Source organism: Gemmiger qucibialis, from assembly GCF_027689445.1.
In the GTDB taxonomy this organism is placed as follows: Bacteria; Bacillota; Clostridia; order Oscillospirales; family Ruminococcaceae; genus Gemmiger; species Gemmiger qucibialis.
In genome coordinates, this window is the sequence record NZ_JAQFEN010000022.1 from 1 (window position 1) to 20,483 (window position 20,483).

The following is a 20,483-nucleotide window of genomic DNA, read 5'->3' on the forward strand; positions in this document are numbered from 1 at the left end:
CCGCTGTACGGCGGCGCGGCGGCTCCGGTGGCTGCTGCGCCGGGCGGGTGGGCCGCTGCGGGGGGCGCTGTGCCCCAAGGCCCGCCGGATCCACCCCGCGCCGTACCTTGCCGCTGCCGGGCGCGTTCACTTTCCTGGGCATTATGTTCTGCTGCGGCTGGCTGCTCTGGTAGCCGCCGTATCCGCCTTCTCGGTTTGGCATTGCCGTACACCTCCCTGCTGGCTTTTGCCGTATCCATAAAAATAAAGCTTTGGTGTTTATTGTAGCATATTTTTGCCGCCAAAAACAGGCCCTGACCATAATTTCCCGTGCAATACAGCGCAAAGCCCGCACAGCAGCTTGCTTTGCCGTGCGGGCTTTTGTCTGTTGCAAATGATTACGGCTGCACAAATACCTGGGCTGTGCTGCTGCACGCAGCCTGCGCGGTTCCGCTTGGGCCGGAACCTGCCGCATCCTGTACCGCCGTCAGGGTCAGTGTCACCGTATATTGGGTATCGCTTTGGGGGCAGATTTGCGGCAGCGGCGCATCCCACCGCCCGGCGCCAATGGGCTGCCCGGCCCCCACGCGGAAGCACCCCATCACCTGGCCATTGGCATCCGTTACCGTATAGGCTGCGTTGCACCACGCATTGTTTGTGCCGTCCGGCAGGGCGCTGCTATCCCCGTGCGGCGGGCGCAGCATGTAGCCAAAGTTCACTGCCTGCCCGTCCTGTATCGTTTGGTCTACCGGGAAGCACGGTGCATTCAGCGGCAGGTCCATCCCAACCGCCGGGTATCGCACCATATAATCGGTTTCATGTACAGTTTGCAGAACCCCTCCTTCCCCCACCGGAATGCCCTGCCCGCCAAAGCTGCTGCCGCGCGCTGGCTGCAGCCCGGCAAGCTGGACCACCAGCTTTTTGCCTGTTGTAAAATCAAACCCGGAAGCCGTCAACACCCCGTTATCCAGCGCCGCAGCCACTTTGGGGCAGTTCTGCATCGTCTGGCTCCACCCCTGCGGGGTCTTGTCCACCGCCCAGTATTGCAGCCGCGCACTGCCGGCATCCAGCTCCGATGCCAGGGTATAGCGGATCACCGCGTCTGCCCCGCCCGCTTCGCTGCTGGTTTCCAAGCGCAGGGTGTAGCTGCCCGCGGCATCGTCCCAGGTTGTGCTGGCATCCAGCTGCCAGCCGGTCTCTTTTTGCTGCGTGTTCTCCTCTACCGGGGTGATGGATGGCAGTTTCATCTGCTGCAAAACGGTATCCAGCCCCTGCCGCAGCGTTGCGGGGAGCTCTGCCCGCAGTTCCACCCGGCGCTGGTCCGAAAAGCAGTCCAGATAGGTTTGCAGTGTTTCGCGGTCTTTCGCTGCCAGAACCGACCGGTAAAAGCTTTCCGCCTCCGCCGCCAGCCCGGTTTCCTCTGCCTGGGCCTGAACCGGGGCTGCTGCCCCCAGCAGAAGCATCACCACCAGCGCCAGACTGATCCCCGCCCGCTTCATTGACTCTTATCTCCGGGCTGTTCTATTTCCGTTCCGGGCGGTGCGCCCAAGGCAGCCTGATCCAGCAGTCCCTCATTGCCCCGTAAGCTGCCCGGCTCCACCGCCAGCGTTACCCGGTGCGGCGTACCACCCGCCTGCAGGCCGGTACCAGCCGCCCACGGTTGTTCCTTCAAATCCAGCTGCTGCATCACCGCCCAGCCTGCCGCCTGGGTCACCGCCCCGGCTGCGCAGCGCAGCCACGCCGTAAACAGCGCGCCCATCAGGCAGCACGCCGCCAATACCATCGAAGCTGCTCCCACAGCAAAACGTACACGCTCTTTCATTGTGTCAGCCTCCTTCCCATTCCGCCCACAGCGGAAGCCCCGCACAGCCCGCCTTATCCGCCTGCGGGGATCACCCTCTCTGTTCAAGCCCAATGCCTGTCCGCGCTGCATGGCTGGCGGCTATTATGGATTCTCTCCACCATGCCCCGCCGGGTTCTGTTCCTGCTTTGACGCCCCTGCTCCTGCCTGCCGCCAATGGCGGATATGTACGTTGGTACCCGGCAGTGCGCCCCTGCTGTCCCTTTGCCCGGCTGGCGGCTTGTATCGCCGCACCATGCTGTGAACAGCTCCGCCGCCCTGGCCAAAGGCAGCGGCCGCTGTTCTCTTTGCGTGTTATGATGATACCACCCCACCCGCGCATAAAATGCAAAACCCTGTCAGCCCCCGAAAAAACTTCCCGACAGGTTTTTAAAAAATTTTGATTTTTTTGAAATTTATGCTTGACATTCTCTTGCCCAGTTGCTATACTATAAAAGCTGAATCAAGCAAGCGTGCTTACAGCGAAAAATAAAATATTGCCCCATAGCTCAGTTGGTTAGAGCACCTGACTGTTAATCAGGGTGTCGTCCGTTCAAGTCGGACTGGGGCAGCCAAATAAACCTTGAAGCTTCTGCTTCAAGGTTTTTCTTTTATGGCAATACCGCATAATTCTAAGTGCCGATACGGCGAGCGAGGTGCGGCAGCTGCTAAGCCAAAAGCGCAGATAATACTGGATGCTGCAAAGGTGAGCGCCGCCAGTGACGGAAACAGCGAACCGAAGCAGGGGCAGCGGTCGCAGAGTGCGAGGGGCTTTTGCCCCCGAAGCACGATGCGGGTACCGCAACCCGACATTATCGAGCATTTTGGCAACGCAGATGCCATGCCGCAGCTGCCGGAGCGGTGATTAAGCCGCAAGGCGGGAATTGTGCGGTGTTGCCTTATGTTTTTTATGGGCGGTATCAGTATCTGCTCCATATTGCCGCTTTTACCCTCTACCCCAAAATCTGCACTGAATTTTTTCTCTATCCGCAATCACGGGGTTTGGCATTGTTTTGTTCCGCTTCAGCCTGCTTATACATAATAGTCAGGCCCCCCCCCGGCTAAGCCGGGGGCTTGCGGAAGCCCTAAGGTGTATCTGAAAACAAAGAAGATGACGGATATTTCGCAAACACAAGCAGAATTTTGCGTGTGTAGAATATCGAAAGCGGCGTTCAGCTGCTTCGCCTGCGCGGGAAAGCGCAGTGCCACAGTCTCCCGGAAATCACGGGAAAGATACGTTTCTTTCCTCTTCATCGTCCGTTACCCTTTCTTTTTGTACCCGCAGTCACAGCAGGGTCCGCCGGAGGCAAGGGTGTACTGCCGCACAAAATTCGTCACGCCGCCCGCCTCGCTCATGGTGTAGTCCAGATGGCACAAAGCAGGGGTCAGGTCGTACAGTCCCAGCTCCTTCATCAGCACACAGATACCGCACCTGGTAAAGCGTCCCTCGTAGCCGCTGCCATCCGGGTACTCGTAAAACTCCATGTTCCACGAGTAGGGGTTGCGGTCGGCGGCTTTCAGGGCGGCGGTGGCTTTCATGGCGGCAATATCCTTTGCGGTGAATTTGCTTTTTCCGCTCTTGCGGCAGAACCACTGCATGGGCGCTGTCATCATGGATTTTGCGTAGTAATCCGTCAGCCTGTCCACCTCCGGGCGCTGCGGCATGGAGAGGATGAACGCGCCGATCATCGCGCAGTTGACCAGATTCATTTTGAAACGGTCAGCTTTTTCGAACTCCGGCAGCCTGCGGATGATCTGCCGGTATTGCGGCTTTGCCTTTTTCGTGATAGCTCTTGCGGTAGCTGCATCATAGCCCAGCACAGCGGTCAGCTGCTTTTGAAAGGAGCCAGCAAACAGCGCCCACATCCCAAAGGGCATTCCGGTGTACTTCATTGCAGATACCTCCCGGCTTCCGCTTCCAGTGCCTGCCATACCGGGTAGGCTGCGCCATGCTCATCGAAAAATTTCCTGAGATCCCGGTTCAGTGCGCTCATTTCGTCGATAGCGTTCATTGCGTGGTCGGAGGCGCAAAGCTTGCCCAGCGAGGTGGCGCACATCAGCTTGAAAAAGCGCAGGCAGGTCCTGCGGTATTTTTCCCCTTCAAAGTCTGCATCCTCCTTGGGCAGAATGGTGTGCCCGGCATTTCTGATGGCACGGTATCCCTCAATGTTGGCATCCAGCAGACGGTTCAGGTAGGCGGTGTCACCCCTGAGCTTTTTCAGGTCGCCGTCCGTCTTATAGCAGGCGAAAGCCGCCGGCATCACAAACGCGGCATGGCAGAGCAGATAATCCTCCATGTTCGGCTCGTAAACAACCTTGTATTTTGTGCCGTGGAAGATGCGCCCGATCAGCTGTTTATTGGAGATTGCACCCGGCAGCTGTCCGATGGTGATCTTTTTCAGGTCGATGGAAACGACCCGATCCGACTCCCGATGCCCGGCAGAAAGTGCAAAGGCAAACAGGACATTCTTCCCTGGCAGTGCCGCCGCCAGTGCTCTTGCCTGTACGTTGTTGCCCACAAAAACGATGTTTTTCGTCCGGTTCGCCCGCAGCATGTCCAGAACGGAATCCAGCTGCGTATAACGCAGAACCACAAAGATCACATCGTACGTTGCATCCGGTGCAAGTTCGGTCACCACCGGAATACGGCTGACCGAGGTGCGGGGCGAAAATTTATCCTTGATCCGCAGGCCGTTCTGCTTGATCTCCGCTGCCCAGTTTCCCCGCGCAAGCAGGGTGACATCCTTTCCTGCGCGCAGCAGATTTCTTGCCAGATTGCACCCCAGAACGCCTGCACCATATACCAGAATTTTCATAGCTTGCCTCCAAATCTGATCTTCACGATCTGCATTTTCATCCCGTTGTCCCCGACCTTAGCCAGAAATCGGAAAAAGCCGTTGACGGAAGGGTCTTTCAGGTCGCTGTAACCCAGCATATAGCCCCGGCTGGACACCTGCAAACGGCTGTCCCACGGGGAAAGCTCGCTTTTCGCATCCGAAACGGCAAAATACGCCCCCACATCCTTGATCTTAGCCGTCTTGAGCCATGTTTTTGCGATCATCTTCACCGCTGTCCGATTGGCCGCATCAAAGACCAGAACCCCGCCGGGGAAAGCATCTGCCATCCCCTGCACCAGTTCCCGGACCTGCTGGGTCAGGAAGTAATAGAACACCCCGGAGGCAAAGAACACCGCCCCGCCGGATGCATTGATTTTGTCAAACCATGCGGGGTCTTTCAGGTCGCAGGGGATGTTTTGCTCCCGCTCCCCGGCGGGCAGCAGCTGCTGCCGCAAGGCAATAACATCCGGGAAGTCCAGATTGTAGATTTTGCATCTGCCGTTGTCGCAGGCTCTGCCGGTGTTGTCCAGCCCGCAGCCCAGATTGACCACCGCCGCGCAGGGGTGGTTTTTCAGATAATCCCGCACCTCCCACGCAAGGTCATTCTGCCGCATGGCCACCTCCAGCGCACCGAAGCGCTGCATCAGGCTGCGGGAATTTTTCTCTGCCACTGAAAAGTCGTAGTCGATCTGATCAATCAGGCGTACCGCCGTTTCGTCCCGATAGAGGTTTGGGTACAGTTCCGAACACAGCTTCCGGGAATACAACGGGAGAATCAGCGTTTCCTGCACAGTGTTTCTCTCGATTTTATATTTCATATCGGGTTCTCTCACTTTCTGATAAACGGCAGCTTCGGCATACTGCGCCCACATGGTCGGTGTCCTGATGGGTGATAAGGATGTGCCGGATGGAATGCGGATCGATCCCCAGCCAATTCATCTTCTCTGCCAGCCGGTCGTAGTTATATCCCGCATCGACCATAATGGTCGTATCGCCTTTGCGGTAGAAGAAGATGTTCGCCACCCATTCGCGCACGCAGGCAACATTCTTGTCGATCCAGCCGGTGTTCAAAGGCTTAAAGATCTCCTTGCCCCGGTACATCCGGCTCATTGCTTTTCTTTGAAATTCCGTTGCTTTTTTCGACATGATCGCACCTTATTTCTGTGCTGTAACGCACAGCCATCCCTTTTTGTTTTTGTGGCTCTGAATCTTACAAAATCCCGCTTGTTCCAGATACACTTTCAGATCAGCATCCGTATAGATGGTCATACCGTTAATGATTTGCGTCCATTTGTCGTCTTTTGCTGTTTCGCCGTTTGCTTCGTTACAGATGAAAAAAGTCCCGCCGGGCTTCAGCACCCGATAGACCTCTCTGAAATTCTGCGCAAGCTCCGGCCAGAAATAGACCGTTTCAAATGCGGTTGCCACATCAAACTGCTCCGCTTCAAACGGCAGCTCTGCCACGCTTGCCTGCTGCACATTGCACCTCCCTTCCGCAATGGCACCTGCATTGACCTTTCGCGCTTTTTCTACACTGACTGCCGAATAGTCGATGCCCTGCACCTTGCCCTTGGGACACAGTTTCAGCAGCTTTTTGATGTTCGCCCCACCGCCGCAGCCGCAGTCCAGCACCATGGCATCCGGGGCAGGCTGCAAAAAGTGCAGCCCCCATTCTGCCATTGCGCTGTGTCCAAAGTTCATCATGGCAACCATGATCTTCCCGCCAAGGCCTGCAGGCTTGCGGGTGTTTTCAAAAAAGGACATAACTCCACCCTCTTTCTGTTTCCCGTTCATAATGCAATGCTTTTTACCAGATGCGCCCACTGTTCCGGGTGGCAGGCCAGCAGCTCCTCGTGCTGCAAGTTCTGCTCATGAAGAACCGGATGTACAAAATGCTGCTGATACCGGGCACGGTATTTTTTGCCCATTTTCAGGGCGTAGAAGATATGGATCTGGGTGCCGGGTACATGGATATTATCCGGCAGCGGAGTGATAAGATCGGAGTAGAACTGGTTTTTGCAGCTCTGCATGGTCACATAGGGGCGGGCATCGCCGAACATTTTCAGAAAGGCCTTGACATAATCCCCCGACTCTTTGGCATGTTTTTCCAGCTGCTTTTGGAGAAATTTTGCCTTAAACTTTCCGTCCCGAACCACAGGGTAGATCAACGGCAGCAGAAGATTTGTCTGCAAGCTTGCCGCCAGCGGCGATGCCTGATCCAGGTCGGAGCTGCCCAGAATGCCGTAGTCCATGTGGATGTTCTGCCGTGCCGCCAGCAGCCCCACGAAGGAGCCGCCTAGAGAGCAGCCGTAGGCTGCCCGGATGTGACCACCGCAGTGGTTCTTGAGGTAGGCTTCGATCTTTTTGGTTTCCTCCAGCATGGTGGGAAATTCGGTCTGTTCGGTTTCGTCAAAGCCATCGTAGCTGACACACAGCACCCGGAAGCTGTCTGCCAGAAGCGGAATCACTGCACCGAAATTGCTTTTCCAATGGCAGCAGGTACCCGGTAGCAGCAACAGCACCGGGGCATCCTCTGCGCCAAATGTGTAGATTTTCATCGTGATACGTTCCTTCTGTTTTTTCTGCCCGCAAATGGAAGAGACGTGCTTCTTCGTGCAGAGCAGAGCTATAAGTTAGATAAAGCTAACTTTCAACCTCGTAAAAAACCGCTCATCAGCGGTCCTTCTGCAAAAATAATACGCCCTGCTGTTACCTCTGTCAAGAAGTTTAGGCATTTTCGGAGATTCCGAAAGAGATTTCGCTTTCGGCCCCCAAAATCGTCACCCCAGCGCCACATCCAGCACCATCATCACGCTGAAGCCTACCGCAAAAAACATCGTGCCAACGTTTGAGTGCTGTCCCTGCGACATTTCCGGGATCAGTTCCTCCACCACCACATACAGCATGGCTCCGGCAGCAAAGCTGAGCAGATAGGGCAAAGCAGGCACCACGATGCCTGCTGCCAGAATCGTCAGCACTGCCCCAATGGGCTCTACGATGCCAGATAGTACTCCGTCCCAGAACGCCCGGCGTTTTGGCATTCCTTCTGCCCGCAGGGGCATGGAGATGATGGCCCCCTCTGGGAAGTTCTGGATGGCGATCCCAAGGGAAAGTGCCAACGCTCCGGCTGCAGTGATCTGAGCAGTCCCGGCAAGATAGCCAGCATAGACCACCCCCACCGCCATGCCCTCCGGGATGTTGTGCAGCGTCACTGCCAGAACCATCATCGTGGTGCGTTGGAGTTGGCTTTTTGGTCCTTCGGCCTGCAAACTATTCTGGTGCAGATGCGGAATAAGATGATCCAGCAGCAGCAAAAACAGGATGCCCAGCCAGAAGCCCACCGCTGCAGGGAAAAACGCCAGCCTGCCCAGATCTGCAGCCTGCTCCATGGCCGGGATCAGCAGACTCCATACCGATGCCGCCACCATCACTCCGGCTGCAAAGCCGGTGAGGGCACGCTGGATGCCATCGCTCAAAGACTTTTTCAAAAAGAACACACAGCCCGCCCCAAGACTTGTGCCCAGAAAAGGAATCAAGATTCCCCAGAACGCATCTTGCATGATATAGTACCTCCCTGCGGTTAAGTATGGCTAACCGCATAAAAAGTATACTGCTCTCCGGCAAAAAGGTCAAGCGCTTTGCGGCATACGATTCAGCCGGAAGATGTTGATGCTGTTCACCAACAGCGTATTGCCTTGCGGCCAATCATCGCCATCGAATGAGAACGGACGCTATACCGCGAAAGCCGTGTTGATGATACGGCAATCTCGCTTGCGGAAAAAATCGTAGATACAGAAATCGAGAATGTTTACAGCACCCCTAAACAGCAGAACATTTCCCAAAGCCATAACGGAAAATTCCGATAAAAGGCCAGCGGCGGCTTTCGCAAAGAAAGCCGCCGCTGTTGTCAAAATGAATACTCTTAGAATTTTCCGCCGGAACTGCCGCCGAAGCCGTCGCTGTCGGTACTCGAGCCGCTCGAGCTGCTCGAGCTGTCGTTCTTGACGGGGTCGTATTTTTCGGTCTCGGTGGTGTGGGTGTAGGTGTCCTCCACCACGGACAGAGCCAAGCCTTCGGCGGGCATGTAGGCGTTGGCATGGGTCTGCTCGTTGGCAGTTTTCATCTGCGCATAGAAGATGCCGCAGACAATACACGCTACAGCCAGCGGAATGACAAACACAAACACCCACTTGATCCAACCCTTGGCGGGGTCGTTGCCGCTGTCCAGCGGCGCACCCTTTTCGGCATAGAAATCAAGCGTGTCCGCGCACATTTCTATGTAGGTTTCGGAGGCCTTGTAATACGTTCCGTCCGAGAGCATCGGCACGATCTTATCCTCGATCTGTGCAATGCGGTAATCGGTAAAGGCCGTGACACCGCCGCCGTAGGTGATCGTGACATAATCGCGGGAATCCAGCGCAATCAGGAACAGGATACCGCTTTTGCCCTCGCCGTAGCCAAGGTCATAGTCGCGGTACCAATCCTTGGCAAACTCGCGCACGTTCTGCCCGCCGATGTCAGACACCGTCAGCAGGTAGACGTTGACACCGTGTCCGGCACTGGCGTCCTGCGCCTTTTGTTCCAATTCAGCGGTCGCTTCGGGTTTGAACAGCTCGTAGGTGTCCATCACCAGCGGCATTTCGGCAAACGCCGGTACGGCGCAGAGCAAGCACAGCACCAGTGCCGTAAGCAGAGAAAACAGTTTCTTTTTCATACTCTGTTTCCCCCTTTCAAAGCAGGATGGCAAGCAGGATCATCAGCGGAACACTGATGCCTGCAAACCAGGCAGCCACCTTTCGCTTATCAACCGGCAGATCGCCGACCAGCTTGCCGGTCTGCCCATTCATAGCGAACAGATAATCCTTGCCCTGCCATTTGGTGTGCAGCATCCAGACCGGCAGCAGCGCATAGTGCTTGGCGGTGTAATCAATATGGATGTTCTCGCTCAGGGTGCTTACGCTGTTGTAGCCGGTAATGCTGGCCGAAAGCTCGCTGCTGACCGAATTCCGCATCCGGCTGTGGGCGCGGGCCTGGCAGGTGTCGGCGTCCTCGTCGTATTTGTCTGCCATATAGCCCGGCAGGTACGCGGTCGAGAAGGGCTGAAACGCGCGGTAGTCATAAGGCTCAATGGCGTCAATGTGGCCGTTGGGCATCTTGGTCGAGCCGTCCACCGGCACGCCCATAAACTGCGTGGTACCGGCGCGGCGGACATCATAGTGCCTGGTCGTGGTGATGACATAATCGCCGTTGCGGTGGCTGGAGCTGGTCGTGGCTTCATATTGGCCCGAACCGGAGGCGTTGGCATCGAACAGCCAGAACGGGACATACACGCCCTTGATCTCCTCGATATGATTCTGCGAAGAGAAGGCATTGGGCAGGAATCTCTTCCCGCGATAGTATTTTTTCAGTGCGGCCTTGGCGGCGTTCTTATCCAGCACAAACGGCAGGACAAGCTCAGGCCGCTGCATGCCGCTGAACTGCCCCGCGATGACCGTTGGATTGCCGCAGTACGGGCAGCTTGTCGCGGCGGTCGTCTCGTCACAGATCAGCTCTGCGCCGCAGGACGGGCAGGAATAGCTGCGCAGTCCGGCGGCCTCGTTTTCGCTCCAGACGGAGTCTGGCGGCGGTGCTTGTTTATTCTGTGCCGCGGTTTCGGCAGCGGCTTCTTTTTCAGCATAGAGCGCTTCGATCTCAGCAGTATCGTAGCTGCTGCCGCAGAAGTCACACACCAGCTTTCCGCTGGCACCATCAAAGTGAAGCGGACCGGTACAGGCAGGGCATTGGTAGTTGGTAAGCTGCGTTGCCATTATGCGTCACCTCTCTTTCCTTCGGTTTGCAGCTGCCCTGCCAGATCTTCAAAAAAATCACGCAGGGTGCTGCGCGTATTGCCATCGGCATCCAGATAACGGTAGATGATCTCGTCATCCGGGGCCTTGTAAATCAGGCAAACGCTATCTAACGTTTCATCGGTGATGAATAAGCCGGGAGAATTTTTCTTTTCGTCTGGCAGGCTTTCCAGCCCCAGCTTTTCTGCCAGAGCCAGGGCTTCTTGCCAATGGGTGTCCTCAACAGGGATGTTTTCCAGCTCCACCCATTCATCATCCTTGTAATTGCAGCTGAAAAGACAGCCGTCAGCCGGGTCATTTCTTATGCTGAACCCATAGGTGTCGTCATAGCACATACCGGAATAACTGATGCTGATACCGGTCAGTGTGCCGGGCGGCGCTTTTTTACAGCCGGACATTGTCAGAAAAGCGGCTGCGGCGCAAAGCACCGCAGCGATTTTTTTGTGCATCACTGGCCAAACGGCTTACCACACTCCGGGCAGAACTTGGGTGGATGGGCCGGGTCATCCGGGGTCCAGCCGCACTGGCTGCACTTGGCGGGTGCCGGGGCCGGCTTGGGGCTGCCGCAGTTTGCGCAGAATTTGCCGGTGTTGCCGGTCTGGCCGCAGCTGCAGGTCCAGCCTGCGGGGGCAGAGGCCGGGGCGGGCTGTGCGGCGGCCTGCTGCTGGGCACCCATCTGGTACAGGTTCTGGGCGTTCATACCGCCCGCCGCACCGGCCATATTCATGCCCATAAAGGCCATGGCGGGGCCTGCGCCCTGATTACCGGCCGCGGTCTGCATGGCACTGGCCTGTGCGCCGACAAGATGCGCAGCGGCGCGGGTCGGGTCCATAAAGGCTGCGTTGCGCTGCATTTCCTTGAGCATCTGCTCGTCTTCCTCGCTGGCCTTCACGCTGGAAACGCCGAAGGATACGATCTCGATGCCGCGCAGCTTGCCCCACTTGGCGCTCAGCACATCGTTGAGGGCCTCGGCAAGCTCCATCGTGTGGCCAGGCAGTGCGGAATAGCGGATGCCCATATCGCTGATCTTGGCAAAGGCGGGCTGCAGGGCGGTCATCAGCTCGGATTTCAGCTGCCCGTCGATCTCATCGCGGGTGTAGCCTTCCTCCGCATTGCCGCAGACATTGGTGTAGAACAAAATGGGGTTGGTGATGCGGTAGCTGTACTCGCCGAAGCAGCGGATGGCAATGTCGATGTCGATGCCGGCGCGCTGATCCACCACGCGGAAGGGCACCGGGCTGGGCGTGCCGTATTTGTTGCCCACCAGCTCCTTGGTGTTGAAGTAATAGATGCGCTGATCCATCGGGGCCTCGCCGCCGAAGGTAAAGCGCTTGCCGATGTTCTGGAACACTGCGCCGATGGACTCGGACAAATCGCCGCTGAACAGCGTCGGCGCGCTGCCGGTATCGTAGGTGTACTCACCCGGCTCGGCGCACATATCCACGACCTTGCCCTGCTCCACGATCATGGCACACTGGCCGTCGGCAACGGCCACGATGGAGCCGTTGGAGATAATGTTATCATTGCCTTTGGTGTTGGCGCTGCGTCCGCTCTGGCGTTTCCAGCCGCGGGTAGCCAACAGGTCAGCTGGCATGGCTTCACAATAAAAGTATTCCTTCCACTGGTCGGCCATAACGCCGCCAGCAGCGCCCATTGCAGCTCTGATAAGTCCCATAATGATCCTCCTATATCAGGGGCGGGCAGGGCCCGCCCCATTTTGTACAGATAAATCAGTTCGTTATTTGTTGGCCAAGGCGGCCTTGTACTCCTCATAGCGGGGCGGCAGCTCTTCGAGCTCCTCGTTCCACTCGGTGCCGTCCAGCCTCATGTAGAAGCTGACCGCACAGGCCGTACCGTCGTCGCCCTCGTAGTCATACATGAACAGCGAGATGCTGTCGTTATACGGGTACAGGTTGAACTTATACGCATCGCTCTCGGTTATGTTCTGGTCAAGCACCCAGTCGTAGCCGTCCAGGATAGGCTCGATATGGTCATCATAGACATTGACCCACATCGTGATGACCGGGTCATCGGGCATACCGTCACGGTAAACCTCAAAGTAGTGGCTGCCGTCATCGCTCTCACCGATGTAGCCCCAGCAATCGTAGGTGTCGGTGTCAAAGTAATCACGGTTCGGTACATTCTTGTAGTTTTCCATCCGGAACCAGCCGTACCAGTTGGTGTTGCCCAAATCATCGTAGGTGTTGCCGTCGTCGTAGGTGTAGGGCGGGTCAGGCTCATCCGGGCCGTCGATCCAGCCGTCGCCGTCATATTCGTCCTCGCCGCCTTCCAGCAAAGCGGGGTCGATTTCAGGCTTGGTGTCGCTGCGCTTAAAGACCATGGTCATACCGTCAAACTCAATGGTCAGCAGGTCACCCTCGCGGGTGTAGGTCATGGCCGGGGTATCGGGGTCGGTCAGCGCGTAGAAGCTGCCGTCCTTCCATTGGAAGGTGACAAAATCCTCCATGTAGGTTTCGCCGGTGCCGTCCGCGCGCAGCTCAATGTAGAAGTCCTCCATATCGACGAGGGCAAGCTCCTCCTTGGAGAGGGTGTACTCGCTGTCGGAGGCGGATTCCAGCACATAGATGCCCACATCGGTATCGCTGCCTGCGGTGGTGCCCTGGGTCATGCTGTCACCATCCAGAGGCTGCTGCATGGTGCTGCCGGACTTGACGAAGTAGATCGTCACGCCCTGTCCCTGCACATCGTTCAGGGTCAGGATTTCGTCTTGCAGGGTGCCGGTGCAGCTCAGGCCGCCGCAATCCAGCTGGAAGACCCCGCCGTTCAGCGTCCACTTGCCATAGGACTTGGTGCCGTCCACCGTTACAACGCACTTGCCCTTATCATTCAGGTTCATCAGGAACCCGCTGCCGAAGGCATCCTCGACCTGCGTCACGGAGCCGCCGATCTCGGCGTAGGCTGCTTCCCAGGTGCCCTGATTCGGGTCACCGGCGTTCGGCTTGCCGGTGCGGATAGAGCCGCTAATCATTGTTACGATGATCATAAGCAGGAATATCACCGGGATGGCGATCAGGATCATCCGCTTGGGGGACATTGGTGCGCGGGGGCGCTTGGGCTTGCCGCCGGGGGCCACATTGCCGTAAGGGTTGCCGCCCGTGCCGCCGGGTGGCGGCGGCGTGACAGGCGGTGCGGACGCGGACGGGGGCGTTTTCCCGGCGTAAAGCGGTGCGCCTGCGCCGGTCTGCGGCGGTGTGCCGGGCGCATTGCCTGCGTAAGGATTCGCTGCGTTCGTCCGGGGCTGCGGGGCGGCAGGTGCGCTGCCTGCATAGGGATTGCCGCCGCTTGCCTGCGGCTGCGGGGGCGTCTGTACAGGCTGTGGGGGCGGCGGTGCAGCCTGGGTCGGCTGAACCGGGGGCGGGGGCACAGCTGCGGGCTGTGCGGCAGGCTGCGGTACGGATACTTTTGCACCGCAATTCTCGCAGAATTTAGTACCGGGCTTTAACTCGGCACCACATTGCGTACAGGTTGCCATAGTGTCTGCCTCCTTTACAAGATAATCGTTTCAGATTTTTTTATTCGTTTGTCATTTCAAACCAAACGGATTCGTCCTTTGGCAGGTTCAGCAGGGATTCCCCGCCGATATGCCTTACGTAAAAGCCGCCGTAATCGGTGGGCATCATGGCCACGGTTTCGCGCTGTGCGCGCCCTAGATCCATGCGGTACAGCGAAATGCTGCAGATCCAGCCGCGGTGATCCATACCAAGGTAGGTGATGCCGCTGTCCCATGTGGCGGGCTCTCGGTTTTCGTTTCGGTATTCGCCGATGTAGAAGTTCGGCTGATCCTCGCAAATTTCAAACCAGGTACCGGTGTAGTCACTTACATACGAGCCGATCAGGCTGGAAAGTTCCATCGGGTCGGCATTGTGCATGGCCTCGACCAGGTTGAATTTTTCATTGTTGCGGGAGACAGCGTACACCGTTGTATACTCGGCCTCGAAATCCGCATCGTAAGCGGTGCCGATCTCAAACTTGACGATCTCGTTGACGCCGTACAGCGGGCCGCCGTTGGCCATGGTGCCGCACTGTGCGCCGCTGATGACGTCGATGTACTCGACATTGCCGTCCTCGGTCAGCAGGAACACATAGGGGGCATAATCCTGGCCGACACTGGTCATGAGCATCTTTACATAGTTGCCGTAGCAGCCGTTTACCGTAAACTCGGTTTGGTCGCCCAGCTCGTACCATTCCTTCATGTCTTGGTAGGTAACTGCGCCGTCGGAGCTTACATAGTCGGTCAGGGCGCGCACCGTTACCTTGCCGGTGGCGGTCACATCGCAGGTAAACCATTCGTCCTGGCCGTGCAGCACCTGGCCGCTGGCCTGCCGCTTGTTGGGGTCAACCTGAACATCTGTCCAGTACATTCCCGACCCGGCGGGGGTGTACATCGGTACGGTCACGACAAAACCGTTTGAAAAATGGGGAAATATGGAGTAGTAGGTAAATACATTGTCAAGCTCGCTCAGGCTTTGCGCGCGCATCTTGTACAGCATGGCGGTATATTCGGGGTCATAGCCGCCGAAATGGACATCGAAATGCTGTGCTGTGGCGCGCTGCAGCGCGTTCAGGGTCTTTGCGCTGTCGGTGTAGCCCATGTATTCGAGCAAATCCAGATTGGTAAGCTCCTGCCCTGTGGCAAAGTTGTAATGGTAGCTGCCCACATCGTGGTTGAACAACGTGTCGGAACTGGTCACCTGCAGGCTCAGCACGGGGCCGTTCCAGTTGCTGACCCAGATGATGAAGCCGGTGTCGATGAAATCATTGCGGGAACGGGCATCCTGGGCACGCTCTACCAGATAGCCGTATCGGTAGTTGATCATCTCGTTGATGTGCTTGGCGTCCTCGGTGTCATCATCGATCTGCGGTACTTCATAAAAATAGGTGTCCTCGATGCCGTTGGGGTCGGTGTAGGTAAAGCGCTCGCTGTACAGCGGGATAATGCGGGAATCATCCAGCCTCCGGCTGCTTTGCGGCTTGACAGCGGCTTCGTCCTTTTGAACGGTCGGGGTCGTATCGTCGGACGACTCGACTGTCGGTTCCGTTATCGGGGCGGAAACCGACGGGGTGCCGGAAGATGCCGAGGCAGGCGGGGCATTGCTGCGCCCGCAGCCCGTTGTGATCAGCAGCAGGGCCGCCGCCGTCAGGGATAGCAGTTTTTTCATGGTCGGTTCACCTGCCTTTTCGTTGCGGGTAGTGTGTGTCAGCGATTGCCTTAGCCAAAGGTAACGCTGTTCAGAATGGTGTCGCCCTCGGTGCCGGGGTCAATGTCTACGCCGGAGATCTTGATGGCCAGCCAACCACCGGTGGGCATCTCGCCGTAGTATTCCGTCCACAACATACCTACGTTTTTGTAGGTGCGTCCGGCCATCTCCACGCCGCCGATGGTGCGCGGGGCAAGCTCCTCCACGTTTTCAAAGTCGTCGTAATAATAGTTGATCTTATCCAGACCGCTTTTCAGTTCAAAGGTTATGCGCGGGTCTCCGGAGAAGATATGGCTGGGGTCATCGGTCGGGAACAGCTTGATATCCGCGAAACGGGGCGAAACGGACTTGTACCAGCCCTGGTCGGGGCAGGTCACGTTGAGCACCAGCGTATAGTCCGAACCGAATGCCTCCAGGGTCTGGGTGTTCAGGCCAGCGGCCGATGGATAATCGGGATTGTCCGCAGGAGCGGAAGCAGGGGCTGGTTCGGCGGTGGCTTCCGGCTCCGGCTCTGCAGCAGGCTCCGATGCAGGTTCGGATGCAGGCTCGGATGTCGCGTCGGTCTTGGGCTCTGCCGGGGTCTCCGTCTGGGGTTCAACGGCGGGTTCGGCGGCCTGCGCTTTCAGGTCGGATAAACCGGAATTGACCTCTTTGGTCACATCCCCCTTGGAGCAACCGGCCAAAGCCATAAGCATCATGGCTGCCAATACGGCAGCGAGCGTTCGTTGTACTTTTTTCATAGCTGTCCTCCTTTTGGTCATAAAGTGTCCATCATAGCGCTCAGATAGGCAGGCGAGACGGAAGCGTAGACGAAATCATCGACAATATGGTCCTTTTTTGCCAGGCACACGGCGGTGGCCAGCTCGGGATATTCGGCCTCATCCACAAGCAGTACCGTTTTGCAGTGCGGGCAGACATCCCGCAGGTCGTTTGCCAGCAGCAGTCTGTCCTGCAGGGTGCGCGGCGGATGCGGGCAGACCTCCAGCAGCAGGACATCCGCCCTGCAGGAACGGCATAGCTTTACAATATCCTTTGTCTTAGGACCAGCGTTTTGCACCTGGAAGTCCGGCCCGCCCTGTTTCAGTGCCATTGTCAATGCGCTCGTCATCACAGAGTATTGCGCATCCAAAACGATCCTCCGCACGGCGTAGCCCTCCTTTCCTGCAAAGAATACGATTTGTCAATTTCATCATACAGGAATCGGACGATTTCTGCCCCCACCATTTGGATAGTTTTTTGTACTTTTTTCTGCTTTTTTCAGTACTATTGCAAAAAAGTGCAGATTGCGTCATAATGATACTGGAAAGAAACAGACGGATGCTCTACCCTTTGGAAAGGACAGGCACTATGACAAAGGTACGGCTTGGCAATCTGTGTTTAGCCGCTGCGGTTGCAGGGGTGATTCTCTGCGCTGTCCTGATGCGGGCGTTTTATATGCCGTATTCCGGCTTTTGGCGCACGGTGCTGTATAATATTCTGATCTTTTCCTGGGCGGTATCGGTCTGGTGGCGTATCCTGCACGCACAGACCCGCCGCTGCCTGCTGGGTGCTGCCGCCCTGATGCTGTTCTGGCTGGATATCCGCCTGATCCGCTATGACTTTGCCCAGACGCCGGAGATGCTGCGGCGATTGTGGTATGCGTACTATATCCCGATGCTGCTGATCCCGACCCTTGCACTTTATACGCTTTTCTTTTTGGATCAGGGGCAGTCCGCCCGCTGTACAAGTACCGGTACGTGATTTTTGTATTCCCTGTGGTACTGTTCAGCCTGGTGCTGACAAACGACTGTCATCAGCTTGTGTTTGCGTTCCCACCCGGGCAGGAGGTACTGGGCAGCCCCGATTACACCTATCGGTTCGTATATTACCTCTGTCTGCTGTGGATATTTTCCTGTGCCGTGTTCACGGTGGTGTACCTTGTACGGCGCTGCCGTATTCCGCATACAAAGCGCATCCTCTGGCTGCCGCTTGTGCCGATTTTTTTTGCCACCCTCTATGCTTTACTGTACAAGCATATTTTAAATGTGCCGTGGATGCATGCGATCGCCGGTGATATGACCGTGGTGCAATGTCTGACCTTTACAGCGTCCTTTGAGGCGTGCATCCGGTGCGGGCTTATCCAATCCAATATGGGGTATGCCACGCTGTTTGAGGTATCTATGGCCAAGGGTCTGATCACGGACCGGGCGTTTGTGCCTGTGCAATGCTCCATGCAGGCAGCGCCGCTCCATGAGGAGCAGATGCGTCAGGCGCTCACCGGCAGTGTCCAGTTGGATGCAACGACCCAGCTTCACGGCCACCCGATCCGGAAAGGGTATATTTTCTGGCAGGAGGACATCACCGAACTGGTGGCTCTGCTTGAGGAGTTACGTCTCACGCAGGAGGAATTGCATGACATCGGGGACGTCATACAGGCGGAAACAGCCCAGAAGGCACAATGGCTGAAGCTGAGCGAGCAGAACCGGCTGTATGACAAGATCGAGACCGTCACAGCCCGCCAGCTGGCACGGATACAGGAATATCTGATCGCGCTCAAGGCCACGGACGATGTCGATACCGCCCGGCGGCTGCTGAAGCACATTGTCATTTTGGGAACCTATATCAAGCGGCGCAGCAACCTTGTTTTTGTCTGCGACAAGGCGGAGGACATCGACACCACGGAGCTGCGGCTGAGCCTGTTTGAATCGGCCGAGAGCCTGCGCCTGAGTGATATACGCTGCGCCGTACAGATTGCCGACACAGCAAAGATTTCCCCTGCATCCGCCGTGGCAATCTATGACGCCTTTGAAGCCATCATAGAAGCGACCCTGCCGGGATTGCAGGAGATCCTTTTCTGCGCCGAGCATACGGCGCAGGGCTGGGGGCTGCGCTGCAGCGTTCAATGCACCGACGCGCCCGCTACGCTGCCCGGCCTGCCGCAGATGCAGCTTGAACGGGATGATGACGGGCTTTTGTATTTCACGATGTTTCCGGCAAAAGGAGGCGGCCTATGATTCCCCGAATCTCCCGCAACGCCGTCAAGGAAGGCTTTGACACGCTGCCGGCGGCCATCTGCTACTTTGACCGCAATGGTCTGCTGCGTCTGATCAATCACAGGATGCAGGAAATCGCCGCAGTCCTCTGTGGCCGGGATCTGCAGACCCTTACGGATCTGGAGCAGGCGCTGCGCAGTCCCGGCGGCGGTGTGCGGCTACGCGATGAGGCCGCCCGCATCTACGAATTCCCGGACGGAACGGTATATCATTTCACGGTGCGCCCTGTTCAGGACAAATACGGTATACCGTACACCGAGGTGATGGCCACCGATGTCACCCAGCTGGCTACATTGCATGCTGCACTGCAGCAGGAAAACGAGCGCCTTGCCGATGCGAACCGCCGCGCAAAGCGCTTATATGACAATATGCCCGACATTGTGCGGGAGGAAGAAATCCTGAAAATGAAGATGCGGGTGCATGACGACATCGGCCATACCCTGCTTGCCGCACGGCGCGCACTGCGGCATGAGCATGACCTCGCCCGGCTCAGGAGCGAAGCTGCGAAGTGGGAAAGCTCCATCTCCCTGCTATGCCGCGCCCGGCAGGAGAATGCTGCAGAGGACCCGCTGAGCTATATGCAAAGGCGGGCGGCTGTTCTGGGTGCAGCCGTACAGCTGCGCGGTGCGTACCCTGCGGCACGCGCCACCCGCGAGCTCTACGCACTGATCCTGCGGGAGTGTACCTCCAACGGTGTGCGGCATGCGGGCGCCACGGAATTGTACGCCGATTCCGAGCATCGGCCACAGGCATGGCACCTTTGCATCACGAACAACGGCGCACCACCCAAAGCGGAGATAAAGGAAGGCGGCGGGCTTTCCTCGCTCCGCCGCCGTATTGAAAAAGCAGGGGGTACAGTAACCGTACATTCCCTGCCTGTATTTGTTCTGGAAGTCACCCTGCCCGATAAGGAGAGCACTAATGATACGCGTTATGGTCATTGAGGACCAAAAACTGGTACGGAGCCTGCTTGAAAGCTATATTCAGAACGAGGACGGGTATCAGCTTGCTGTGTCTATCCCCGGCGCTGCAGAGGCTCCAATCCTGTGCGATACCGAGGACATCGACCTTGTGCTGATGGATGTGCAGACAGAACACCGCGAAAACGGCCTGGCCGCCGCCAAAAAGATGCGAGAAGCGCACCCGGAAATCAAGATCGTGGTGGCGACCTCGCTTATTGACACACAGGTCTTGGCACGCGCAAAAGCCGTGGGCGCGGACAGCCTGTGGTATAAGGACGGCGATGAAGGGACCCTGATGCAGGTCGTGCGCCGCACGATGGCGGGGGAGCATATCTTCCCCGATGCACCGCCCAGCGTGGAGATCGGCACTGCCATGAGCGCCGAGTTCACCAAAGGAGAGATGAAGGTCCTGCGCTGTCTTGTGCGCGGGCTGTCCTATAACGAGATTGCAAAAGAACTCGGCATCGAGCCATCCACCGTGAAGTACCACGTCATCAATATGCTGCAAAAGACGAACCTGGAGAATAAACTCCAGCTTGCCATCGCCGCCACCGAAGCCAAATTGGTGGTGGAGTTGGCAGAGGAGTAATTTGTAGTATATAAAAATAGTTGGCAGACCATGAACCGTTATTCCATAGCAAACGGTGCGTAAAAAGTAAAGTGCCCGCGGGCGAGACTATGAAGAAAAGTCTGTAAATAGTAATCTTCTATGATAATGATTGAGCTGGAAGCGCTAAATTGGAGCTTCCAGCTCTTGCTATATATATA

21 protein-coding genes, 1 tRNA gene and 1 pseudogene are annotated in these 20,483 nt (G+C 57.0%); 5 read left to right on the plus strand and 18 right to left on the minus strand.

Annotated elements, in window-relative coordinates; translation table 11 throughout:
* The 3 genes from PG062_RS15510 to PG062_RS15520 form a co-directional block, all read right to left on the minus strand.
* Window positions 1-202, minus strand: a 202-nt coding sequence (locus tag PG062_RS15510; RefSeq protein WP_270752958.1) for a hypothetical protein, incomplete at its 3' end; no start/stop codon positions are given.
* A 175-nt stretch (window positions 203-377) separates the two neighbouring features.
* Window positions 378-1,478, minus strand: a complete 1,101-nt coding sequence (locus tag PG062_RS15515) for a hypothetical protein (RefSeq protein WP_270752959.1) — start codon at window positions 1,476-1,478, stop codon at window positions 378-380.
* Window positions 1,475-1,801 (minus strand): hypothetical protein, encoded by a 327-nt coding sequence (locus tag PG062_RS15520; protein WP_114000337.1) that lies wholly within the window; start codon window positions 1,799-1,801, stop codon window positions 1,475-1,477. Before PG062_RS15520 ends, PG062_RS15515 begins: the two co-directional genes overlap by 4 nt.
* A 516-nt stretch (window positions 1,802-2,317) precedes the next feature.
* Between PG062_RS15520 and PG062_RS15525 the strand changes: the two genes are divergently transcribed.
* Window positions 2,318-2,394, plus strand: a tRNA-Asn gene (locus tag PG062_RS15525).
* Between the two features lie 685 nt (window positions 2,395-3,079).
* On the opposite strand, the gene PG062_RS15530 is transcribed toward PG062_RS15525, so the two are convergent.
* The 15 genes and pseudogenes from PG062_RS15530 to PG062_RS15600 form a co-directional block, all read right to left on the minus strand.
* On the minus strand, window positions 3,080-3,712 hold the full coding sequence (locus PG062_RS15530) for an L-2-amino-thiazoline-4-carboxylic acid hydrolase (RefSeq protein ID WP_270752960.1): 633 nt from the start codon (window positions 3,710-3,712) through the stop codon (window positions 3,080-3,082).
* Window positions 3,709-4,635, minus strand: coding sequence for a ketopantoate reductase family protein (locus PG062_RS15535; protein WP_270752961.1), 927 nt, complete (start codon window positions 4,633-4,635; stop codon window positions 3,709-3,711). The genes PG062_RS15530 and PG062_RS15535 overlap by 4 nt, the downstream gene beginning before the upstream one ends.
* Window positions 4,632-5,474 carry a class I SAM-dependent methyltransferase gene (locus PG062_RS15540; RefSeq protein WP_270752962.1) on the minus strand — a complete coding sequence of 281 codons (843 nt, stop codon included), beginning with the start codon at window positions 5,472-5,474 and terminating at the stop codon, window positions 4,632-4,634. The genes PG062_RS15535 and PG062_RS15540 overlap by 4 nt, the downstream gene beginning before the upstream one ends.
* A 40-nt stretch (window positions 5,475-5,514) precedes the next feature.
* Window positions 5,515-5,802: pseudogene (locus PG062_RS15545) on the minus strand (MBL fold metallo-hydrolase); the annotation flags it as partial.
* A gap of 9 nt (window positions 5,803-5,811) precedes the next feature.
* Window positions 5,812-6,420, minus strand: a complete 609-nt coding sequence (locus tag PG062_RS15550; RefSeq protein WP_270752963.1) for a class I SAM-dependent methyltransferase — start codon at window positions 6,418-6,420, stop codon at window positions 5,812-5,814.
* A gap of 26 nt (window positions 6,421-6,446) precedes the next feature.
* Complete coding sequence (locus PG062_RS15555) at window positions 6,447-7,214, minus strand: alpha/beta fold hydrolase (protein WP_270752964.1); 768 nt, start codon at window positions 7,212-7,214, stop codon at window positions 6,447-6,449.
* A 222-nt stretch (window positions 7,215-7,436) separates the two neighbouring features.
* A complete protein-coding gene (locus PG062_RS15560; RefSeq protein ID WP_113999183.1) occupies window positions 7,437-8,219 on the minus strand; it encodes a ZIP family metal transporter in 783 nt (260 codons plus the stop codon).
* Between the two features lie 359 nt (window positions 8,220-8,578).
* Window positions 8,579-9,370 carry a TPM domain-containing protein gene (locus PG062_RS15565; protein WP_270752966.1) on the minus strand — a complete coding sequence of 264 codons (792 nt, stop codon included), beginning with the start codon at window positions 9,368-9,370 and terminating at the stop codon, window positions 8,579-8,581.
* Between the two features lie 16 nt (window positions 9,371-9,386).
* Window positions 9,387-10,463, minus strand: coding sequence for a Trm112 family protein (locus PG062_RS15570; protein WP_270752968.1), 1,077 nt, complete (start codon window positions 10,461-10,463; stop codon window positions 9,387-9,389).
* The gene (locus tag PG062_RS15575; protein WP_270752969.1) at window positions 10,463-10,900 is read right to left on the minus strand and encodes a hypothetical protein; all 438 of its coding nucleotides are present in this window, start codon (window positions 10,898-10,900) and stop codon (window positions 10,463-10,465) included. The genes PG062_RS15570 and PG062_RS15575 overlap by 1 nt, the downstream gene beginning before the upstream one ends.
* 50 nt (window positions 10,901-10,950) lie before the next feature.
* Window positions 10,951-12,177 carry an SPFH domain-containing protein gene (locus PG062_RS15580; RefSeq protein WP_270752971.1) on the minus strand — a complete coding sequence of 409 codons (1,227 nt, stop codon included), beginning with the start codon at window positions 12,175-12,177 and terminating at the stop codon, window positions 10,951-10,953.
* A gap of 63 nt (window positions 12,178-12,240) precedes the next feature.
* Window positions 12,241-13,995 carry a zinc ribbon domain-containing protein gene (locus PG062_RS15585; protein ID WP_270752973.1) on the minus strand — a complete coding sequence of 585 codons (1,755 nt, stop codon included), beginning with the start codon at window positions 13,993-13,995 and terminating at the stop codon, window positions 12,241-12,243.
* Between the two features lie 40 nt (window positions 13,996-14,035).
* Window positions 14,036-15,682, minus strand: coding sequence for a hypothetical protein (locus PG062_RS15590; RefSeq protein WP_270752975.1), 1,647 nt, complete (start codon window positions 15,680-15,682; stop codon window positions 14,036-14,038).
* Window positions 15,683-15,732: 50 nt separating this feature from the next.
* Window positions 15,733-16,461 carry a hypothetical protein gene (locus tag PG062_RS15595; protein ID WP_270752977.1) on the minus strand — a complete coding sequence of 243 codons (729 nt, stop codon included), beginning with the start codon at window positions 16,459-16,461 and terminating at the stop codon, window positions 15,733-15,735.
* Window positions 16,462-16,478: 17 nt separating this feature from the next.
* A complete protein-coding gene (locus PG062_RS15600) occupies window positions 16,479-16,865 on the minus strand; it encodes a hypothetical protein (RefSeq protein WP_270752978.1) in 387 nt (128 codons plus the stop codon).
* A gap of 203 nt (window positions 16,866-17,068) precedes the next feature.
* Between PG062_RS15600 and PG062_RS15605 the strand changes: the two genes are divergently transcribed.
* Genes PG062_RS15605 through PG062_RS15620 form a run of 4 tightly spaced genes read left to right on the plus strand, consistent with a single transcriptional unit; the run spans window position 17,069 to window position 20,304 of the window.
* Window positions 17,069-17,461 carry a hypothetical protein gene (locus PG062_RS15605; RefSeq protein ID WP_270752979.1) on the plus strand — a complete coding sequence of 131 codons (393 nt, stop codon included), beginning with the start codon at window positions 17,069-17,071 and terminating at the stop codon, window positions 17,459-17,461.
* Window positions 17,458-18,714 carry a hypothetical protein gene (locus tag PG062_RS15610; RefSeq protein WP_270752981.1) on the plus strand — a complete coding sequence of 419 codons (1,257 nt, stop codon included), beginning with the start codon at window positions 17,458-17,460 and terminating at the stop codon, window positions 18,712-18,714. The genes PG062_RS15605 and PG062_RS15610 overlap by 4 nt, the downstream gene beginning before the upstream one ends.
* On the plus strand, window positions 18,711-19,697 hold the full coding sequence (locus tag PG062_RS15615; RefSeq protein WP_270752983.1) for a sensor histidine kinase: 987 nt from the start codon (window positions 18,711-18,713) through the stop codon (window positions 19,695-19,697). Before PG062_RS15610 ends, PG062_RS15615 begins: the two co-directional genes overlap by 4 nt.
* On the plus strand, window positions 19,675-20,304 hold the full coding sequence (locus tag PG062_RS15620; RefSeq protein WP_270752985.1) for a response regulator transcription factor: 630 nt from the start codon (window positions 19,675-19,677) through the stop codon (window positions 20,302-20,304). The genes PG062_RS15615 and PG062_RS15620 overlap by 23 nt, the downstream gene beginning before the upstream one ends.
* The last annotated feature ends 179 nt before the right edge of the window (window positions 20,305-20,483 follow it).